This window comes from Pseudomonas sp. PDM10, from assembly GCF_014852295.1.
In the GTDB taxonomy this organism is placed as follows: Bacteria; Pseudomonadota; Gammaproteobacteria; order Pseudomonadales; family Pseudomonadaceae; genus Aquipseudomonas.
Genome location: NZ_JACVBJ010000009.1, coordinates 233,916 through 251,037 on the forward strand (window position 1 = coordinate 233,916; position 17,122 = coordinate 251,037).

Here is a 17,122-nt window from a genome sequence, read left to right on the forward strand (position 1 = left end):
ACCAAGCAGTTGCTTGGTTGACTATTTCAAACAAAGTCAGGAGTCACCGCCCCCCTGTAGGAGCAAGTCTTGCCCGCGATGCAGACACCGAGGTGTTTCTGCCAGACTGAGTTGATGCCTTCGCGGGCAAGCCTTGCTCCTACAAAGGCAAAGGCAAAAACAACAGCAGTTACGGGTGCTTGATGGCGTTGAGTTTCATCCCGCCGGCCAGCGGCAAATCACCTTCAAGTTCTGCAAGGCCGGCGGTTTTCACCGCTTCCGGGTCTTGCACATGGCCGTGCTGCAAGTAACCCAACAGGTTGCCCACCAGCGGGTTATGACTGACCAGCAACGCGTGATCCACAGACACCAACTGCTCCGCCACCGCTTGCGGGCGGTTGTCGGGAGTCAGCCAGTCGACGGTGCGAATCTCCGGCGCGAAATTCAGCGCTGTACGCACAATTTCTGCGGTCTCCTGCGCTCGCAGGTAAGGACTGGCGTAGATCGCGGTCAGCGGCTTGCCGGCCAACTCGGCGGCAGTGCGCAGCACTTCTTCACGACCATGGGCAGTCAGTGCCCGTTCCGAATCAGGACGTTTGCCGTGTGGCTCGGCTTCCCCATGACGCAGTATCCAGAGTTTCATAGCTTGGGTTCCTCATCTCGGGCCGGGTGTGGTGCCGGCGCCACAGTGTGCGGCGCTTCACCTTCCGGTGTACGCGGCGTTGGCCAGTCGGCGAATGGCCACGGTTTCTGGTCACTGTGGAAACTGCCGAATCGACCGATCTGCGCCAGGAACTGGCTCAGGCTGTCGCCGAAGTTCATCAGGCTGGCGCTCGGGGCGCCATATATCAAACGATAGATCAACTGCACCAGCACCACGGCGCCAAGGATGAACTGCGCCACTTGCCAGACCAGCACATAGACGATCATCCACAACACTCGCAGCAGGATGGATTCGTACTTGTCCTCTGTTTTCGGATCGTTCATGTCTCGCTCTCCCTGATGCTTAGTTGAAACCACTGGTGGAAATAAAATCGACGTCGGTTTTCGGCTCGGCACGCATCAATAGACCGATCACCTGCTCAAGCGTGCGCCCTTCGAACAGGATGGCATGCAGCCCGGCGACCAGCGGCATGTACACGCCCACCTCCTGAGCCTTGGTCTTGAGCACCTTGAGGGTGTTGACCCCTTCAGCGACTTCGCCCAGGCGCGTCACTGCATCTTCCAGGCTCAAACCCTGACCGAGGGCGAACCCGACCTGGTAGTTACGGCTTTTCGGCGACGAGCAGGTGACGATCAAATCGCCGACGCCCGCCAAACCGAGGAAGGTCATCGGGTTGGCGCCCTGATTCACCGCAAAGCGGGTCATTTCCGCCAGCGCCCGGGTGATCAGCATGCTCTTGGTGTTTTCGCCCATGCCCATCGCCACGGCCATGCCGGCAATGATCGCGTAGACGTTTTTCAACGCCCCGCCCAGCTCCACGCCATAGCGGTCGGCGCTGGCGTAGACGCGAAAGGTCTTGCCGTGCAGCGCTTCCTGGACCCGCTGGCAGAGTTCTTCGTCTTCGCTGGCGACCACCGTGGCGGTCAGCGCGTGTTCGGCGATTTCACGGGCCAGGTTCGGCCCGGACAACACGCCGATGCGCGCTTGCGGGGCGATCTCTTCGAGGATTTCGCTCATTAACTTGAAAGTATGGGCTTCGATGCCTTTGGTCAGGCTCACCAACAATTTGCCGTTCAAACGTTCGGCGTGCGGCATCAATACCGAGCGCAGCGCGCTGGACGGCAGTGCGACGAAGCACAAGTCGCAGGCTTGCAGAGTGGCCAGCAGGTCGGTGACCGCTTCCACGGCCGGCAGAATCTTGATGCCTTTGAGGTAACGCGGGTTCTCGCGATTGACCCGTATGGCCTCAGCCTGCTCGGGGTCACGCATCCACAGCCGGACCTGATGCCCGTTCTCGGCCAGCAGATTAGCCACGGCGGTACCAAAACTTCCGCCTCCCAGGACCGCAATTGGGCGCTGTTCAGTCATATGCAATCCGTTAATCCATACCAGTGGCGATGTCGGCATTATACGGAGCGGCCCAGTGGCGGCCAGCCCCCGCATCAATTACCGACACTTGTAGGAAGAAGACCAAGAAAACCGAGGAAAATGCCCGCAACGTGACTGGAAAAGTCATTGCGCTCGGTTAACATGCGCGCCAATTGTTCGCTATCAAGGATGTGTTGTGTCGTTTGGCTCCCCATCACCTCGCTCGCCGCTGGTACTGGCGCTGATGTTCAGCTCGCCATTGCTTGCCGACGACTTGTTCCTCGACAGCGAGCCGCTGCCGCAAGTACTGACCGCGACGCGACTCAAGCAGTCGCCAGCCGCAGTACCGGGGAGCATGACGGTGATCGACAGCGAACTGATCAACGCCAGCGGCGCCCGGGACATCAGTGAGTTGCTGCGACTGGTGCCGGGAATGATGGTCGGCAACATCAACGGCAACCAGGCGGCGGTGAACTATCACGGCACCAATGCGACCGAAGCGCGACGCATGCAAGTGTTGATCGACGGCCGCTCGGTGTACCGCGCAGGCCTGGCCACCGTGGACTGGAGTGACATTCCGGTGGCCCTGGAAGACATCGAACGCATCGAAGTTTTCCGTGGCCCGAACACCGTCAGCTATGGCGCCAATGCGCTGATGGCGGTGGTCAACATCATCACGCGCAACCCGGCCGACAGCCACGGCACGCGAATGAAAGTCACCCGTGGGCAGCGCGGCATCGACGACTTTTACGCCAGCCAGGGCGTGGGCTGGGACGGCGGCGACCTGCGCCTGTCACTGTCCGGCCAGCAAGACGACGGCTTCGACTCGGACCGCAATGGCGCCGACTACCGCGACAGCCGCCGCTTGAACCGCTTCAACCTCGCCGTCAGCCAGACGCTCACTGAAAACCAGAGTATCGACTGGCAATTGAATGCCAAGGACGGGAGCAACCAGCGGCCGTATACCTACCGCCCGGTCTTCTCGGGGATTACCGCTGCCGGGAACAATTCCGACGTCGTCGCCAAGGACTACGCCGGCTCGCTGCGCTGGAACCTCGACATCAATCCCGATCACAGCCTTTACATCCAGGGCTCGGCGCAGCACTGGGATCGTCAGCAGACCTGGCGTGCCTGCGATGCCGAAGTTTCGTTCAGCCCGCAGTTGACCGAACTCTGGCAGCTCAACCCGAATTACACCGAACGCCTGGCACGCAACATGGATCGCTACACCGGCCCCGGCGCGCCCGCAGGTGACCCGACCCAGCGCGCACTGGCCAATCAAGTGCTCGACCAATGGCGAAACGGCGCCCGGCAAACCCTCTGTGGCGATATTGACCAGAGCACCCGGGAATCGCGCTACGACCTTGAATTACAGGACACCCTCAGCCTGTCCGACAGTCTGCGGCTGGTCAGCGGCATGAACTATCGTTACGACCGGGCAGATTCCGAGACCTACTTCAATGGCACCCTCGACGACACCACCTGGCGGGCGTTCGGCCAGCTCGAGTGGCGCGCCACCGAGCATTGGTTGCTGCAGGGCGGTGCGATGTTCGAAGACACGCAATTGATCGGCAGTTCGCTCACCCCGCGGGTGGCGGTCAACTACCTGATCAACCCGCGCCATGGCCTGCGAGCGGTGTATTCGGAAGCCATCCGCTCGCCGGACATGTTCGAGAACAACGTCAACTGGAGCTATCAGGTAAAGAACCTGCGACCCAGCGCCTATGGCCAGTCCAGTGCCCGTTATTTCGTCAAGACCCGTGGCCCCGGCAACCTCGAACAGGAATACATGCGCTCTCGGGAGCTGGGCTATAACGGTTACTTTGCCGAAGTGGGGCTGGCGGTCGATGTGAAACTGTTCTACGACGAAATAACCGGGATGATCAGCGAACCGCTGCGCAACAATCAGTACATCGCCAGCAACTCAAACAGCGCGCGCCTCGAAGGGGCAGAAACCCAGCTCGACTGGAGAATCAGCAGCGCCGATCGCCTGCGTCTGACGTATGCCTACGTCGATGCCGAGGCGAGCAACCCGCAGGATGCCCAACAGACCGCCCGAAACAGCGGTTCCGCCGGGTGGCTGCACAACTGGGGCCACGGCTGGAACAGTGCGCTCTTCTACTATGGTGACGATGCCCTGAACGGCTACCGCTTCGAACGGGTCGACACGCGCATCGCCAAACGCATCGGCCTGGGCAAGGCCAGCCTGGAACTGGCCGGTGTGCTCCAGCAACGCCTCGACAGTCAGCCCACAACCTTCGTCGACAATAACTACGACGAGCGCCGGGTGCTTTACTTCAGCGCAGAGCTGGCGTTCTAAGATGCGGTATAGCCCGTCACGCAAGACGCCAATCCTTGGCCGCCTGCTGGCCGGGCTGTGCCTGGTGTTTGCCGGACTGCTGAGCAGCCTGGCGGCCAGCGCCGCGGACATTTTGCTGACCGGCGCCGAGGACAGCCCCGGCGCGCAATCCTTCGTCCAGGCCCTGCACGAGATGCGCCCTGACGACAGCGTGCGTTTCCAGACACTGGCCAGTCTGCCGGAGCCAGGCAAACTGCCCGCCGGTACCCGTCTGATTCTGCTCGACCTGCCAAGCCTCGACTGGCGCCTGCAAGACCCCCAAGGCCCGGCGACGTTGGTCCTGCGCATCAGCCGCCTGCAAGCCCGCCAGCGTCTGGGGACCACCCTGCCCTCACACCTCAGCCTGCTTTGGAGCGATCAGCCTCTGGACCGGCAATTACGTCTGACCCGGCTCCTCCTGCCCCATGCCAAACGCGTGGGTGTGCTCTTCGACAGCCACAGCGAATTCCTGTTGGAAGAATTGCATCAGGCCGCCCACTCCCTGGGCCTTGAGGTGGTTACCCAGCGTTGGGACAACACCAATGACAGCCGACCATTGCAGACTCTGCTGAAAAACAGCGACGTGTTGCTGGGCCTCGACGACCCCGATTTGTACAACCCGAAAACCGCGAAGAACCTGCTGCTTAGCAGCTACGCGCGGCAAATGGCGCTGATCGGTCCCAATCCCGGATTCGTCAAGGCTGGCAGCCTGGCCAGCACCTACAGCGATCAGAGTGATTGGCTGGAGATTCTCAATGAGCTGCTCGACCGACCACCAACGACATGGCCACGCGCGCATTACCCGCAACATTTCAAAGTCTTGAGTAACCCGCAGGTGGCTCGTTCATTAGGTATAGAACAGATGCCTGATGCGTTTGTCGCAACACAGCTGGCCGCAGGAGAACGCCACCCATGACTTTCCGTCGCCGTTGGGACATCAACACCCGCACCCAAATCATCAGCCTCGGCCCTGCCCTGTTACTGACGTTGCTGTTGATCAGTTTCTTCACCTTCGTGCGGATCCAGGACCTGCGTCAGGAGCTCAATCACACCGGGCAACTGATCGCCAACCAACTGGCACCGGCCACCGAATACGGGGTGATCTCGGGCAACAACGAGGTGCTCGACAGTTTGCTCAAGGCTACCCTGGCCACGCCCAATGTGCGCTTTCTGGAAGTCCAGGACAGCGCCAACCGGATTCTGGTGTACGTCGAGCAACCGTCGGAAACCCACAACCGCTCGCACCAGGTCGAAGTGTTCCAGGCCCCGGTGCGGCTGCAACGCATCCAGCTGCACAATGATTTCCTGCAGGGCAGCCGCGTCGCCAACACGACGCCCAGCGAGGATTATCTGGGTCGGGTGATCGTCGGCCTGTCCAATGACGCCTTCAGCCAGCGTCAGCAGGAAATCCTGCTCAAGGCCGGGATCCTGGCGCTGTTCGCCCTGCTGTTTACTTTTCTGCTCGCCCGGCGACTGGCCGGCAGTCTGTCGCAACCGATCCGCGACATCGGCAACGCGGTCAAGGCGATTCAGGACGGCGACTACAAAACGCCGCTGCCGATCGTCGACGACACTGAACTGGGCGCGCTGTCGCAACACATCAACAACCTCGCCAACGGGCTCGAGCAAGCCAGTCGCGAACAGCATCAAGCAATGGCGCAGTTGATTCAGACTCGCGAGGAAGCGGAAAAGGCCAACAACGCCAAATCCGATTTCCTTGCGATGATGAGCCACGAACTGCGCACACCGATGAATGGCGTGCTGGGCATGCTGCAACTGCTGGAAACCACCGAGATGACCGAGGAGCAGGTCGAATACGCGGCGCTTGCCTCGGAGTCCACCGAACACCTGCTCAAAGTCATCAACGACATTCTGGATTTCTCGCGCATCGAGCGTTCGGAACTGGAGCTGGAACACATTCCATTCAACCTCGCAGACCTGATCGGCAGTTGCGCCCAGTCGTTCTCGCACAGCGCCTTGCAACGCGGGCTCGACCTGGTGCTGTCGATTCCGGACGACATGCGCGCGTTGCAGGTGCAGGGCGACCCGACGCGGATCCGGCAGATCCTGGTCAACCTGATCGGCAATGCGCTGAAATTCACCGAACAGGGCCGCGTCAGCATCGAACCGCAATGGCAGTCGCTGGATCACGAACTGCTGTGGTTCACCTGCACTGTGCGCGACAGCGGGATTGGTATCTCGGCTGAAAGCCTGGAATTGATGTTCAACGCCTTCCAGCAGGCCGACAGTTCTATTTCGAGGCGTTACGGGGGCACCGGGCTGGGTCTGCCGATTGCTCGCACGCTGGCTGAACGCATGGGCGGCACGTTGCGCGCCCAGAGCGAGGAAGGTCGCGGCTCGGTGTTCACCCTGGAAATCCCGCTGGCGCTCTATAAACAGACGCTGCCTGTGCTGGTGCCGCGCATACCGACCGGCAGCGGTGATGGCGAAGGGCGCAACGTGTTGCTGGTGGAAGACAATCCGGTCAATCAGACGGTCATCGAAGCAATGTTGCGCAGTCTGGGCTTTACTGTCAGCGTCGTCACCGATGGCGCCCAGGCTGTGCGCAGTGCGGAGAGTCTGATTTTCGAAGCGATTCTGATGGACTGCCGGCTACCGATCATCGACGGCTACGAGGCCACCCGACAGATTCGCCAATTACCCGGCTGCACAGACTTGCCGATCATCGCGCTGACCGCCAACGCCTTGCAGGGTGACCGCGAAGCCTGTTTATCGGCGGGAATGAACGATTACCTGGCCAAGCCCTTCAAACGCACAGATTTGCAGCAAATTCTGCAGCGCTGGGTGCAGTAGTGCAGGCCTTTCGGCTATCTGCGACTGGCGTGAAAGGCGAAAGTGCGGCAGTCTTAGGCACCCGAACAGGCCCGAAAAGGGGCTTGAATAATAATTTCAGTGCACAAGTGTACATTCATGTCCTTGGTGCTGTGACTTTCACCACAACGCAATAGTCTATGAGTAGGCTGCTGACTCGAGGCATGAACGCCTCGATCGGCCGGGAAGATTTGCCCCACCTGCCGCATGGGACTATTGAGGAGCTCGCATGACCCAACAAAACGCCTTTACTCGGGAAGACCTGCTGCGCTGCAGTCGCGGTGAGCTGTTCGGCCCAGGTAACGCACAACTGCCCGCCCCGAACATGTTGATGGTGGATCGCATCACCCATATCAGCGCCGAGGGTGGCAAGTACGGCAAGGGTGAATTGGTCGCCGAGCTGGATATCACTCCGGACCTGTGGTTCTTCGCCTGCCACTTCGAAGGCGATCCGGTGATGCCAGGCTGCCTGGGCCTCGACGCCATGTGGCAACTGGTCGGTTTCTTCCTCGGCTGGCAAGGTCTGCCGGGCCGCGGTCGCGCCCTGGGTTCGGGCGAAGTGAAATTCTTTGGTCAGGTTCTGCCGACCGCCAAGAAAGTAACCTATAACATTCAGATCAAGCGCGTACTGAAGGGCAAGCTGAACCTGGCCATCGCCGATGGTTCGGTCAGCGTCGACGGCCGCGAGATCTACACCGCCGAAGCCCTTCGGGTCGGCGTTTTCACCTCCACTGACAACTTCTAAGGGTTATCCGCATGCGCCGCGTCGTTATCACTGGTCTGGGCATCGTTTCGTGCCTGGGCAATGACAAAGAGACCGTCTCCGCTAACCTGCGTGCAAGCCGCCCTGGCATCCGGTTCAACCCGGAATATGCTGAAATGGGTCTGCGTAGCCAGGTTTCCGGCTCCATTGACCTTCCCCTCGAAGAGCTGATCGATCGCAAGATCTATCGCTTCGTCGGCCACGCGGCGGCTTACGCCTACCTGGCCATGAAAGATGCCATCGCCGACTCCGGTCTGACCGATGAGCAGGTTTCCAACGTGCGTACCGGCCTGATCGCCGGTTCCGGTGGCGCGTCGACCTTGAACCAGATGGAAGCGCTGGACATCCTGCGCGAAAAAGGCGTCAAACGTGTAGGCCCGTACCGCGTCACGCGGACCATGGGTAGCACCGTTTCGGCTTGTCTGGCGACGCCGTTCAAGATCAAGGGTGTGAATTACTCGATCTCCTCCGCGTGCGCCACCAGTGCTCACTGCATCGGTAACGCTGTGGAGCAGATCCAGTTGGGCAAGCAGGACATCGTGTTCGCCGGCGGCGGTGAAGAAGAACACTGGAGCCAATCGTTCCTGTTCGACGCCATGGGCGCACTGTCCAGCCAGTACAACGAAACCCCGGAAAAAGCTTCCCGTGCCTACGACGCCAAGCGTGACGGTTTCGTCATCGCCGGCGGTGGCGGCATGGTCGTGGTCGAAGAGCTGGAACACGCTCTGGCCCGCGGCGCGAAGATCTACGCGGAAATCGTTGGCTACGGCGCGACCTCCGACGGCTACGACATGGTCGCCCCAAGCGGCGAAGGCGCCATCCGCTGCATGCAGATGGCCATGGCCACCGTTGACACTCCGATCGACTACCTGAACACCCACGGCACTTCGACTCCGGTCGGCGACGTCATGGAAATGAAAGGTGTGCGTGAAGTGTTCGGCGACAAGGCTCCGGCCATCAGCTCCACCAAGAGCCTGTCGGGTCACTCCCTGGGCGCCGCCGGTGTTCACGAAGCGATCTACTGCCTGCTGATGATGGAAGGCAACTTCATGGCGGGTTCCGCCAACATCGACGAACTGGACCCGGAAGTGGCTGACATGCCGATCCTGACCAAGACTCGTGAAGACGCCACCATCAACACCGTGATGAGCAACAGCTTTGGCTTCGGCGGCACCAATGCCACGCTGGTACTGAAGCGCTGGGCCGGTAAGTAATACCTCCCCCGCTACGCTGCACACAAAAACGCCCCGACTGGTTCGGGGCGTTTTTTTTGTGCCTGAAAGATTGAACACCGCAATCCCTGTGGGAGCGGGCTTGCTCGCGATGACGGCACCACATTCAACATTTCTGTATGAATAAGACCGCTATCGCGAGCAGGCTCACTCCCACAGGTTTTGTGTGAAGCCAGACATTTTCTTCAATGCGAACATGAAGCTTTTGTCATGAAACTCAGCGGCCTGCGACCGAATGCCGCGCGCTTCAAGGGCTGCAGGATTTTCTCTGTTTTTGCAAAAGTCCGTTACCAAACCCAGTCGTTTACTTAGCAGGCTAACCAAACATATAACGGAGTCCTGCACACGCCTTGCTGCAGATAACAGAGATTGGAGCTAGCAGATGACTGTAAAAGTAACTGAACGCGACGATTCACATAAGTCCCACGAAGGCGTAGCCGCCGGTATCCGGATCTGGGACGTTCACCAACAAGACATGCTGGTGGGGATGTTCCACTCCGAAACCGATGCCCACAGCTACAAGGCCGAACTGGAAAAACTGGAGCAGCAACGAGCGCTCCAATCCGCATAAGCAATGACAGCATTGAAAACGACAAACCCCGCCATGAGCGGGGTTTGTCGTTGTTGCAGCCTTTAACGGCTTACCACATCAGATCGTCCGGGATCTGATAGGCCGCGTACGGATCGTCCTCGACAGCGACTTCTTCGGTCTTCACGTTCATCTGCACGATACGCTGTGGGTCGCGCTCCTGGATCTTCAGGGCCGCCTCACGCGGGATCACTTCATAACCGCCGGCGTGGTGGACGATGGCCAGCGAACCGCTGCTGAGCTTGTTGCGCATCAGCGTGTTGACGCAGATGCGCTTGACCTTCTTGTCGTCGACGAAGTTGTAGTAGTCCTCGGTCGTCAGCTTCGGCAGACGCGAGACTTCGATCAACTGTTTGACCTGAGCAGCGCGAGCCTTGGCCTCGGCCTTCTCCTGTTGCTGACGGTTCAGCTCCTGATCGCGCTTGACCTTCTCGGCCATGGCTTCCTGAGCCGCCCGCTGCTGCGAGTCATCGAGTTCGATCTGGCCTTTGTGGGCCAGACGCTGCTGTTTCTGCTTCTCTTTGCCGACCTGTTTGGCCTGCTTCTGGTTGACCAGCCCTGCTTTGAGCAACTGGTCGCGAAGGGAAATGCTCATGGTGCTTATTACTCACTTAGGCAACTGCTCAACCGCAGCTGGGCAAATTCTTTTCCTGACGTTTGGCTTCGCCCCACAAGGCGTCCAACTCTTCGAGGGTGCAATCTTCTATGGGACGGTGGGTGTCGCGCAATGCCTGTTCGATAAAACGGAAGCGTCTTTCGAACTTGCTGTTGGCGCCACGCAGTGCAGTTTCGGGGTCGACCTTGAGATGACGCGCCAGATTGACCACGGAAAACAACAGATCACCGACTTCATCGGCAATCGCTACCGAGTCATTGTCGGCCATGGCTTCGAGCACTTCATCGAGCTCTTCGCGCACTTTGTCGAGCACCGGCAAGGCGTCAGGCCAGTCGAACCCGACCTGCCCTGCGCGCTTCTGCAACTTCGCCGAACGGGACAATGCCGGCAGTGCTGCGGGTACGTCGTCGAGCAAGGACAGCTGCATTGGCGTGGATGATTTCTCGGCACGTTCCTCAGCCTTGATCTCTTCCCAGCGCTGCTTGACCTGATCTTCATTCAGACGCGGAACATCCAGCGGTGCGTACAGATCACCGCTAGGAAACACGTGCGGATGACGGCGAATCAACTTGCGGGTGATGCTGTCGATGACACCGGCGAATTCGAAGCGCCCTTCTTCCCGCGCCAGCTGGCTGTAATAAACCACCTGGAACAGCAAATCCCCCAACTCACCCTGCAAGTGATCGAAGTCTCCGCGCTCGATGGCGTCGGCGACTTCGTAGGCTTCCTCAAGGGTGTGCGGGACGATAGTTTCGTAGGTTTGCCTGATGTCCCAAGGGCAGCCGTACTGCGGGTCGCGCAGACGGCTCATCAGGTGCAGCAAGTCTTCAAGGCTGTACATCAATCATGTCTCATCACAAAAACCTGTGGGAGCGAGCCTGCTCGCGATAGCGGACTTGCAGACAACACAGATGTTGACTGAAATACCGCCATCGCGAGCAGGCTCGCTCCCACATTGGTCATCATTACGGCGTCCGGTTACGACGGGTTTCGATGATGTTCGGCAACTGGGAAATCCGCCCCAGCAACCGCCCCAGCGCATCCAGCCCCGGAATCTCGATGGTCAGGGACATCAACGCGGTGTTGTCCTCTTTGTTCGAGCGGGTGTTGACCGCCAGCACGTTAATCCGCTCGTTGAGCAGCACTTGCGAAACGTCACGCAGCAGACCGGACCGGTCGTAGGCGCGGATGATGATGTCCACCGGATAGGTGAGCACCGGCACCGGCCCCCAGCTGACCTGGATGATCCGCTCGGGTTCGCGGCTGCCCAGTTGCAGCACCGAGGCGCAGTCCTGACGATGGATGCTCACGCCGCGGCCCACGGTGATGTAACCGACGATCGCATCCCCCGGCAGCGGCTGGCAGCAACCCGCCATCTGGGTCATGAGGTTGCCGACGCCCTGGATCTGGATGTCGCCGCGCTTGCCCGGTTTGTAGCCGGTGGCCTTGCGCGGAATCAGTTCCAGCTGTTCGTTGCCGCGCTCCGGCTCGACCAGTTGCTGCGCCAGGTTCACCAGTTGCGCCAGACGTAAATCGCCTGCGCCCAACGCGGCGAACATGTCTTCGGCCACCTTCATGTTGGCCTTTTCGGCCAGCTTGTCGAAATCCACCGCTGGCAGACCGAGGCGACTGAGTTCACGCTCCAGCAAGGTTTTACCGGCGGCGACGTTCTGGTCGCGCGCCTGCAACTTGAACCAGTGAACAATCTTCGCCCGTGCCCGCGAGGTGGTGATGTAACCCAGGTTCGGGTTCAGCCAGTCGCGGCTCGGGGTGCCGTGCTTGCTGGTGATGATCTCGACCTGTTCACCGGTTTGCAGGCTGTAGTTGAGCGGCACGATGCGCCCGTTGATCTTCGCGCCACGGCAGTTATGACCGATTTCGGTGTGCACGCGGTAGGCGAAGTCCAGCGGCGTCGCGCCCTTCGGCAAGTCGATGGCGTGACCGTCCGGGGTGAAGATGTAGACCCGATCCGGCTCGATATCGACTCGCAGTTGTTCAGCCAGGCCGCCGATGTCGCCCAATTCTTCATGCCACTCGAGGACCTGACGCAGCCAGGAAATTTTCTCTTCGTAGTGGTTGGAGCCGGATTTGACGTCGGTGCCCTTGTAGCGCCAGTGCGCGCAAACGCCCAGTTCGGCTTCTTCGTGCATGGCGTGGGTGCGGATCTGCACTTCCAGCACCTTGCCCTCGGGGCCGATCACCGCGGTGTGCAGCGAGCGGTAGCCGTTCTCTTTCGGGTTGGCGATGTAGTCGTCGAATTCTTTCGGGATGTGCCGCCACAGGGTGTGGACGATACCGAGCGCGGTGTAGCAGTCGCGCATTTCCGGCACCAGCACGCGAACGGCGCGCACGTCGTAGATCTGGCTGAATTCCAGACCCTTGCGCTGCATTTTGCGCCAGATCGAATAGATGTGTTTGGCCCGGCCGCTGATGTCGGCGTCGACGCCGGTGGCGGTCAGCTCATTCTTCAGTTGGCTCATGACGTCGGCGATGAAGCGCTCGCGATCCAGACGCCGCTCATGAAGCAACTTGGCGATCTGCTTGTACTGATCGGGCTCAAGGTAACGGAAGGACAAGTCCTCCAGTTCCCACTTGATGTGACCGATACCGAGACGGTGAGCCAAAGGCGCGTAGATGTCGAAGACTTCACGGGCGACGCGGTTGCGTTTTTCGTCATCGGCGGTTTTCACCGCACGGATGGCGCAGGTGCGTTCGGCCAGTTTGATCAGTGCAACGCGAACGTCGTCGACCATGGCGACCAGCATCTTGCGCAGGTTTTCGACCTGGCCCTGCGTGCCCAGCACCAGGGATTGGCGGGGGCTGAGGCTGGCGCTGATCGCCGCCATGCGCAGCACGCCGTCGATGAGCTTGGCGACCACCGGACCGAAGCGCTGGCTGATCGCCGGCAACTCGATCTGGCCTTCGCGCACGCCGCGATACAGGATCGCGGCAACCAACGAATCCTGATCGAGTTTGAGGTCGGCGAGAATCTCGGCGATCTCAAGGCCCGTGCGGAAACTCGAGGTCCCTTCGGACCACAGGTTTTTCGCCGCATTGGCTTGTTGTTCAGACGTACGAGCAAACTCGCACGCTTCCTTCAAGGCTTCGCGATCCAGTGCCGGATCGACACTGACCGCATGATCGAGCCAAGCCTCGAGATTGATACTGCCGTCGGTGTTGATCGGCTGGTGTGCTCTCACCTGTACCATCTTGCTTACCTTCCCTACGACGCAGATTCAATGCGTCAAATCGCTGACCTTTCGTTACCCTTGGACGCTCGCGGGGCTAATGCGAGAGTGGCGCGGGCAGGCCAGTCGGACCAGACGAGCCGTCCTAGCTCGCTTCAAATAACGCCATGGCCTCGACATGTGCCGTCTGAGGAAACATATCGAGAATCCCGGCACGTTTTAACCGGTAGCCCTGCTTGATCAATTCGACCGTATCGCGCGCCAGCGTTGCCGGATTGCACGACACATACACCAACCGTTTGGCGCCCAGGGACGCCAGCTTGCGCACTGCCTCGAAAGCACCGTCACGCGGTGGGTCCAAGAGTACCGCACAAAAGCCTTCCCGCGCCCATTCGGCATGGGTCAAAGGCTGGGATAAATCGGCCTGAAAAAACTTCGCATTATGAAGATTGTTGCTAGCAGCGTTCGCGGCTGCCCGCTCGACCATCGCCTGCACACCTTCCACCGCCACCACTTCGCGAACGACCTTGGCCAGCGGCAAGGCAAAGTTACCCAAGCCACAGAATAGATCGAGAACGCGTTCATCCGCCGTCGGCTTCAGCCACTCCAACGCCTGGGCGATCATCGCTTCGTTGACCCCGGCGTTGACCTGGATGAAATCTCCCGGTCGGTACGCCAGGTTCAAATCCCACTGTTCAAGTCGATAACCCAACGACTGGTCAGCCTCGACCGGTTGCGGTTCACCGTCACCGTGCAGCCACAGTTGGGCTTCATGGAAGGCGCAGAAATCCTTGAGGATCGTCATGTCGGCGTCGGACAGCGGCGCCATGTGCCGCAACAAAACCGCCAACGACGAACCGCTGAACAATTCCACATGCCCCAGCGCCTGAGGTTTGCTCAAGCGCCGGAGCATTTCCGGCAAGCGGGTCATGATCGGTTGCAAAGGCTGTACCAGCACCGTGCATTCGTTGATCGCAACGATGTCCTGACTGCCAGCGGCGCGGAAACCGACTTCGAGTTTTTTCGCCTTCATGTCCCAGCGCACCGCCACTCGGGCGCGACGCCGGTAACCGAATTCCGGACCGCTCAAAGGCGCGGCCCATTCTTCGGGTTCGACACCGGCGACCTTCGACAACTGCTCGGCGAGCATGCGCTGTTTCAGGGCGAGTTGTTCGTTGTGCGGCAAATGTTGCACGCTGCAACCGCCACAGCGACCCGCATGCGGACACGGTGCCGGGCGGCGCAGTTCGCTGGCCTGGAACACCCGCTCGGTGCGCGCCTCGACCACTTTGCCGTGGGCGCCCAACACGCGTGCTTCGACTTCTTCACCGGCCAATGCGCCGATGACGAACCAGGTGCGACCTTCAAAAAACGCGATACCACGACCGTCATTAGCCAGGCGCTCGATACTCAAGCGCTGCTTTTTGCCAGTCGGAATTTGCGGGGCCTTGCTACCGCCGGTGGGCTGGAAGCGCAGGCCTCTCTCTTGCTTGGCCATCAGTTGGGCGCGTCGAAAATGCCGGTCGACAAGTAACGGTCGCCACGGTCGCAGATGATCGCGACGATCACCGCGTTTTCAACTTCTTTGGACAGACGCAGCATCGCTGCTACCGCACCGCCCGAGGACACGCCACAGAAGATGCCTTCTTCGCGGGCCAGACGACGGGTCACGTCTTCGGCTTCGCTTTGCGCCATGTCGACGATCCGGTCCACGCGCTCGGCCTGGTAGATCTTCGGCAGGTATTCCTGCGGCCAGCGACGGATGCCCGGAATCGCCGAGCCTTCCATCGGTTGCAGACCGATGATCTGCACGCTTTCGTTCTGCTCTTTCAAGTAGCGCGAGACGCCCATGATGGTACCGGTGGTGCCCATGGAGCTGACGAAATGGGTGATGGTGCCTTCGGTCTGACGCCAGATTTCCGGGCCGGTGGTGGTGTAGTGCGCTTCGGGGTTGTCCCCGTTGGCGAACTGATCCAGCACCTTGCCGCGGCCTTCGGCTTCCATTCGCTGGGCGAGGTCGCGGGCGCCTTCCATGCCCTCTTCCTGGGTGACCAGAATCAGCTCGGCGCCGTACGCCGTCATGGCGGCTTTACGCTCGGCGCTGGAGTTGTCCGGCATGATCAGGATCATCTTGTAACCCTTGATCGCGGCGGCCATCGCCAGGGCGATCCCGGTGTTGCCCGAGGTCGCTTCGATCAGCGTATCGCCGACGTGGATCTGCCCGCGCAGTTCGGCGCGGGTGATCATCGACAGCGCCGGACGGTCCTTGACCGAACCCGCCGGGTTATTCCCTTCGAGCTTGAGCAAAAGGGTATTGCTGGTGGCGCCAGGCAGGCGCTGCAAACGGACCAGCGGAGTGTTGCCGACGCAATCGGCGATGGTTGGGTACTGCAAGGTCATGGCGTATTCGCAATCCAGACTGCGGGGGCGCCTATCATACCGGCAAACGTCGGCAGGCCATATCACGCAAAGTATGGTGCTTATGGTTTATGGGAATAAGGGGCTGGATCAGTACTCTTCGCCTTGCGCGAGATTCAATGCGTAGAACTCATGCAACTTGGCCTGCAACAACTGTTTGTCCGGTAGCTGCACCTGGTATTCAGCGATCAGCGCTGGCGACAAGCTGCGGTTAAGGGCGTACTCGACCACCTCGTCATCCTTGCTGGCACACAGCAACACACCAATGGCCGGGTTTTCGTGGGGTTTGCGTTCATTGCGATCCAGCGCTTCCAGATAGAAGTTCAGCTTGCCCAAATACTCCGGTTCAAAACGACCGACCTTAAGCTCAATGGCTACAAGACAATTAAGGCCGCGATGGAAGAACAGCAGATCCAGGGCGAAATCACGCCCGCCGACTTGCAGCGGGCGTTCAGAACCGACAAAACAAAAGTCGCGACCCAGTTCGATCAGAAATTCCTTGAGGCGCGCCAGCAACCCTTTATGCAGATCGGTTTCGCCATGGCTGGAGGGCAAGTCGAGAAACTCGAGCATGTAGGCGTCGCGGAACACGTTCAGTGCCTCAGGGTGAGTTTGTCTCAGCACCGCAGAGGCTTTTGCCGGTTGGGTCACGCTTCGCTCGAACAGTGCGGTTTTGAACTGACGCTCTAGTTCGCGCTTTGACCATTTTTCCTGAACGGCCATACGCAGGTAGAACTCCCGCTCCTCCGGCAGTTTGCCCAGGCTGAAGATGACCAGATTATGAGTCCAGGATATTTGTCTCACCAGCGGTGAGACTTTCTCGTCGCCGCGATAAGTTTCGTAGAACTGACGCATGCGAAACAGATTGGGACGGGTAAACCCACGCAACCCCGGTTGAGTCTGAGCCAGATGCTCGGCCAACTGGCTGACCACAGAATCGCCCCATTCGGCTTTTTCCAGCTTGCGACTGATGTAAGCACCCACCTGCCAATACAGCTCGATCAACTGGGTATTCACCGCCTGTATGGCTTGCTGCTTGGCACTTTGAATCAGCGCCAGCACTTCATTGAAACGGTCTTCGGTTGTGCTGCCGGGGACGCTGGGTGCAGTCATGCCGAACTCCTGAAGGAAGAGG

Annotated in this window: 15 protein-coding genes; 6 read left to right on the forward strand and 9 right to left on the reverse strand. The window is 59.9% G+C overall.

Features of this window, described 5'->3' with window-relative positions:
* Positions 1-169 precede the first annotated feature (169 nt).
* From sixA to IB252_RS28855, 3 genes are read right to left on the reverse strand one after another with little or no spacing between them, the layout of a single operon-like run.
* Complete coding sequence (gene sixA / locus IB252_RS28845; RefSeq protein ID WP_008148035.1) at positions 170-622, reverse strand: phosphohistidine phosphatase SixA; 453 nt, start codon at positions 620-622, stop codon at positions 170-172.
* On the reverse strand, positions 619-966 hold the full coding sequence (locus IB252_RS28850) for a DUF4389 domain-containing protein (protein ID WP_008148033.1): 348 nt from the start codon (positions 964-966) through the stop codon (positions 619-621). Before IB252_RS28850 ends, sixA begins: the two co-directional genes overlap by 4 nt.
* A 19-nt stretch (positions 967-985) precedes the next feature.
* On the reverse strand, positions 986-2,011 hold the full coding sequence (locus IB252_RS28855; RefSeq protein ID WP_192411042.1) for an NAD(P)H-dependent glycerol-3-phosphate dehydrogenase: 1,026 nt from the start codon (positions 2,009-2,011) through the stop codon (positions 986-988).
* A gap of 196 nt (positions 2,012-2,207) precedes the next feature.
* Between IB252_RS28855 and IB252_RS28860 the strand changes: the two genes are divergently transcribed.
* From IB252_RS28860 to IB252_RS28885, 6 genes are all read left to right on the forward strand, one after another.
* A complete protein-coding gene (locus IB252_RS28860; protein WP_192411043.1) occupies positions 2,208-4,331 on the forward strand; it encodes a TonB-dependent receptor plug domain-containing protein in 2,124 nt (707 codons plus the stop codon).
* Position 4,332: 1 nt separating this feature from the next.
* Entirely contained in the window at positions 4,333-5,265 is a 933-nt protein-coding gene (locus IB252_RS28865; protein ID WP_192411044.1) for an ABC transporter substrate-binding protein, read from the forward strand.
* A complete protein-coding gene (locus IB252_RS28870) occupies positions 5,262-7,163 on the forward strand; it encodes an ATP-binding protein (protein ID WP_192411045.1) in 1,902 nt (633 codons plus the stop codon). Before IB252_RS28865 ends, IB252_RS28870 begins: the two co-directional genes overlap by 4 nt.
* A 247-nt stretch (positions 7,164-7,410) precedes the next feature.
* Positions 7,411-7,926 carry a 3-hydroxyacyl-[acyl-carrier-protein] dehydratase FabA gene (gene fabA / locus IB252_RS28875; protein ID WP_111451717.1) on the forward strand — a complete coding sequence of 172 codons (516 nt, stop codon included), beginning with the start codon at positions 7,411-7,413 and terminating at the stop codon, positions 7,924-7,926.
* A gap of 11 nt (positions 7,927-7,937) precedes the next feature.
* Positions 7,938-9,158: a beta-ketoacyl-ACP synthase I gene (gene fabB, locus IB252_RS28880; protein ID WP_192411046.1), complete on the forward strand. Its 1,221-nt coding sequence runs from the start codon at positions 7,938-7,940 to the stop codon at positions 9,156-9,158.
* A gap of 400 nt (positions 9,159-9,558) precedes the next feature.
* Positions 9,559-9,747, forward strand: a complete 189-nt coding sequence (locus IB252_RS28885; protein ID WP_008148017.1) for a hypothetical protein — start codon at positions 9,559-9,561, stop codon at positions 9,745-9,747.
* A gap of 70 nt (positions 9,748-9,817) precedes the next feature.
* Here the strand turns inward: IB252_RS28885 and IB252_RS28890 are convergent, their stop codons facing one another.
* From IB252_RS28890 to IB252_RS28915, 6 genes are all read right to left on the reverse strand, one after another.
* Complete coding sequence (locus IB252_RS28890; RefSeq protein ID WP_111451715.1) at positions 9,818-10,360, reverse strand: DUF2058 domain-containing protein; 543 nt, start codon at positions 10,358-10,360, stop codon at positions 9,818-9,820.
* A 28-nt stretch (positions 10,361-10,388) separates the two neighbouring features.
* The gene (gene mazG, locus IB252_RS28895) at positions 10,389-11,222 is read right to left on the reverse strand and encodes a nucleoside triphosphate pyrophosphohydrolase (RefSeq protein WP_192411047.1); all 834 of its coding nucleotides are present in this window, start codon (positions 11,220-11,222) and stop codon (positions 10,389-10,391) included.
* A gap of 124 nt (positions 11,223-11,346) precedes the next feature.
* The gene (gene relA / locus IB252_RS28900) at positions 11,347-13,590 is read right to left on the reverse strand and encodes a GTP diphosphokinase (protein ID WP_192411048.1); all 2,244 of its coding nucleotides are present in this window, start codon (positions 13,588-13,590) and stop codon (positions 11,347-11,349) included.
* Between the two features lie 124 nt (positions 13,591-13,714).
* Positions 13,715-15,067 carry a 23S rRNA (uracil(1939)-C(5))-methyltransferase RlmD gene (gene rlmD, locus IB252_RS28905; protein WP_192411049.1) on the reverse strand — a complete coding sequence of 451 codons (1,353 nt, stop codon included), beginning with the start codon at positions 15,065-15,067 and terminating at the stop codon, positions 13,715-13,717.
* Entirely contained in the window at positions 15,067-15,969 is a 903-nt protein-coding gene (cysM, locus tag IB252_RS28910; RefSeq protein WP_008148007.1) for a cysteine synthase CysM, read from the reverse strand. Before cysM ends, rlmD begins: the two co-directional genes overlap by 1 nt.
* 108 nt (positions 15,970-16,077) lie before the next feature.
* Positions 16,078-17,100, reverse strand: coding sequence for a PDDEXK nuclease domain-containing protein (locus tag IB252_RS28915; RefSeq protein ID WP_192411050.1), 1,023 nt, complete (start codon positions 17,098-17,100; stop codon positions 16,078-16,080).
* Positions 17,101-17,122: the final 22 nt, after the last annotated feature.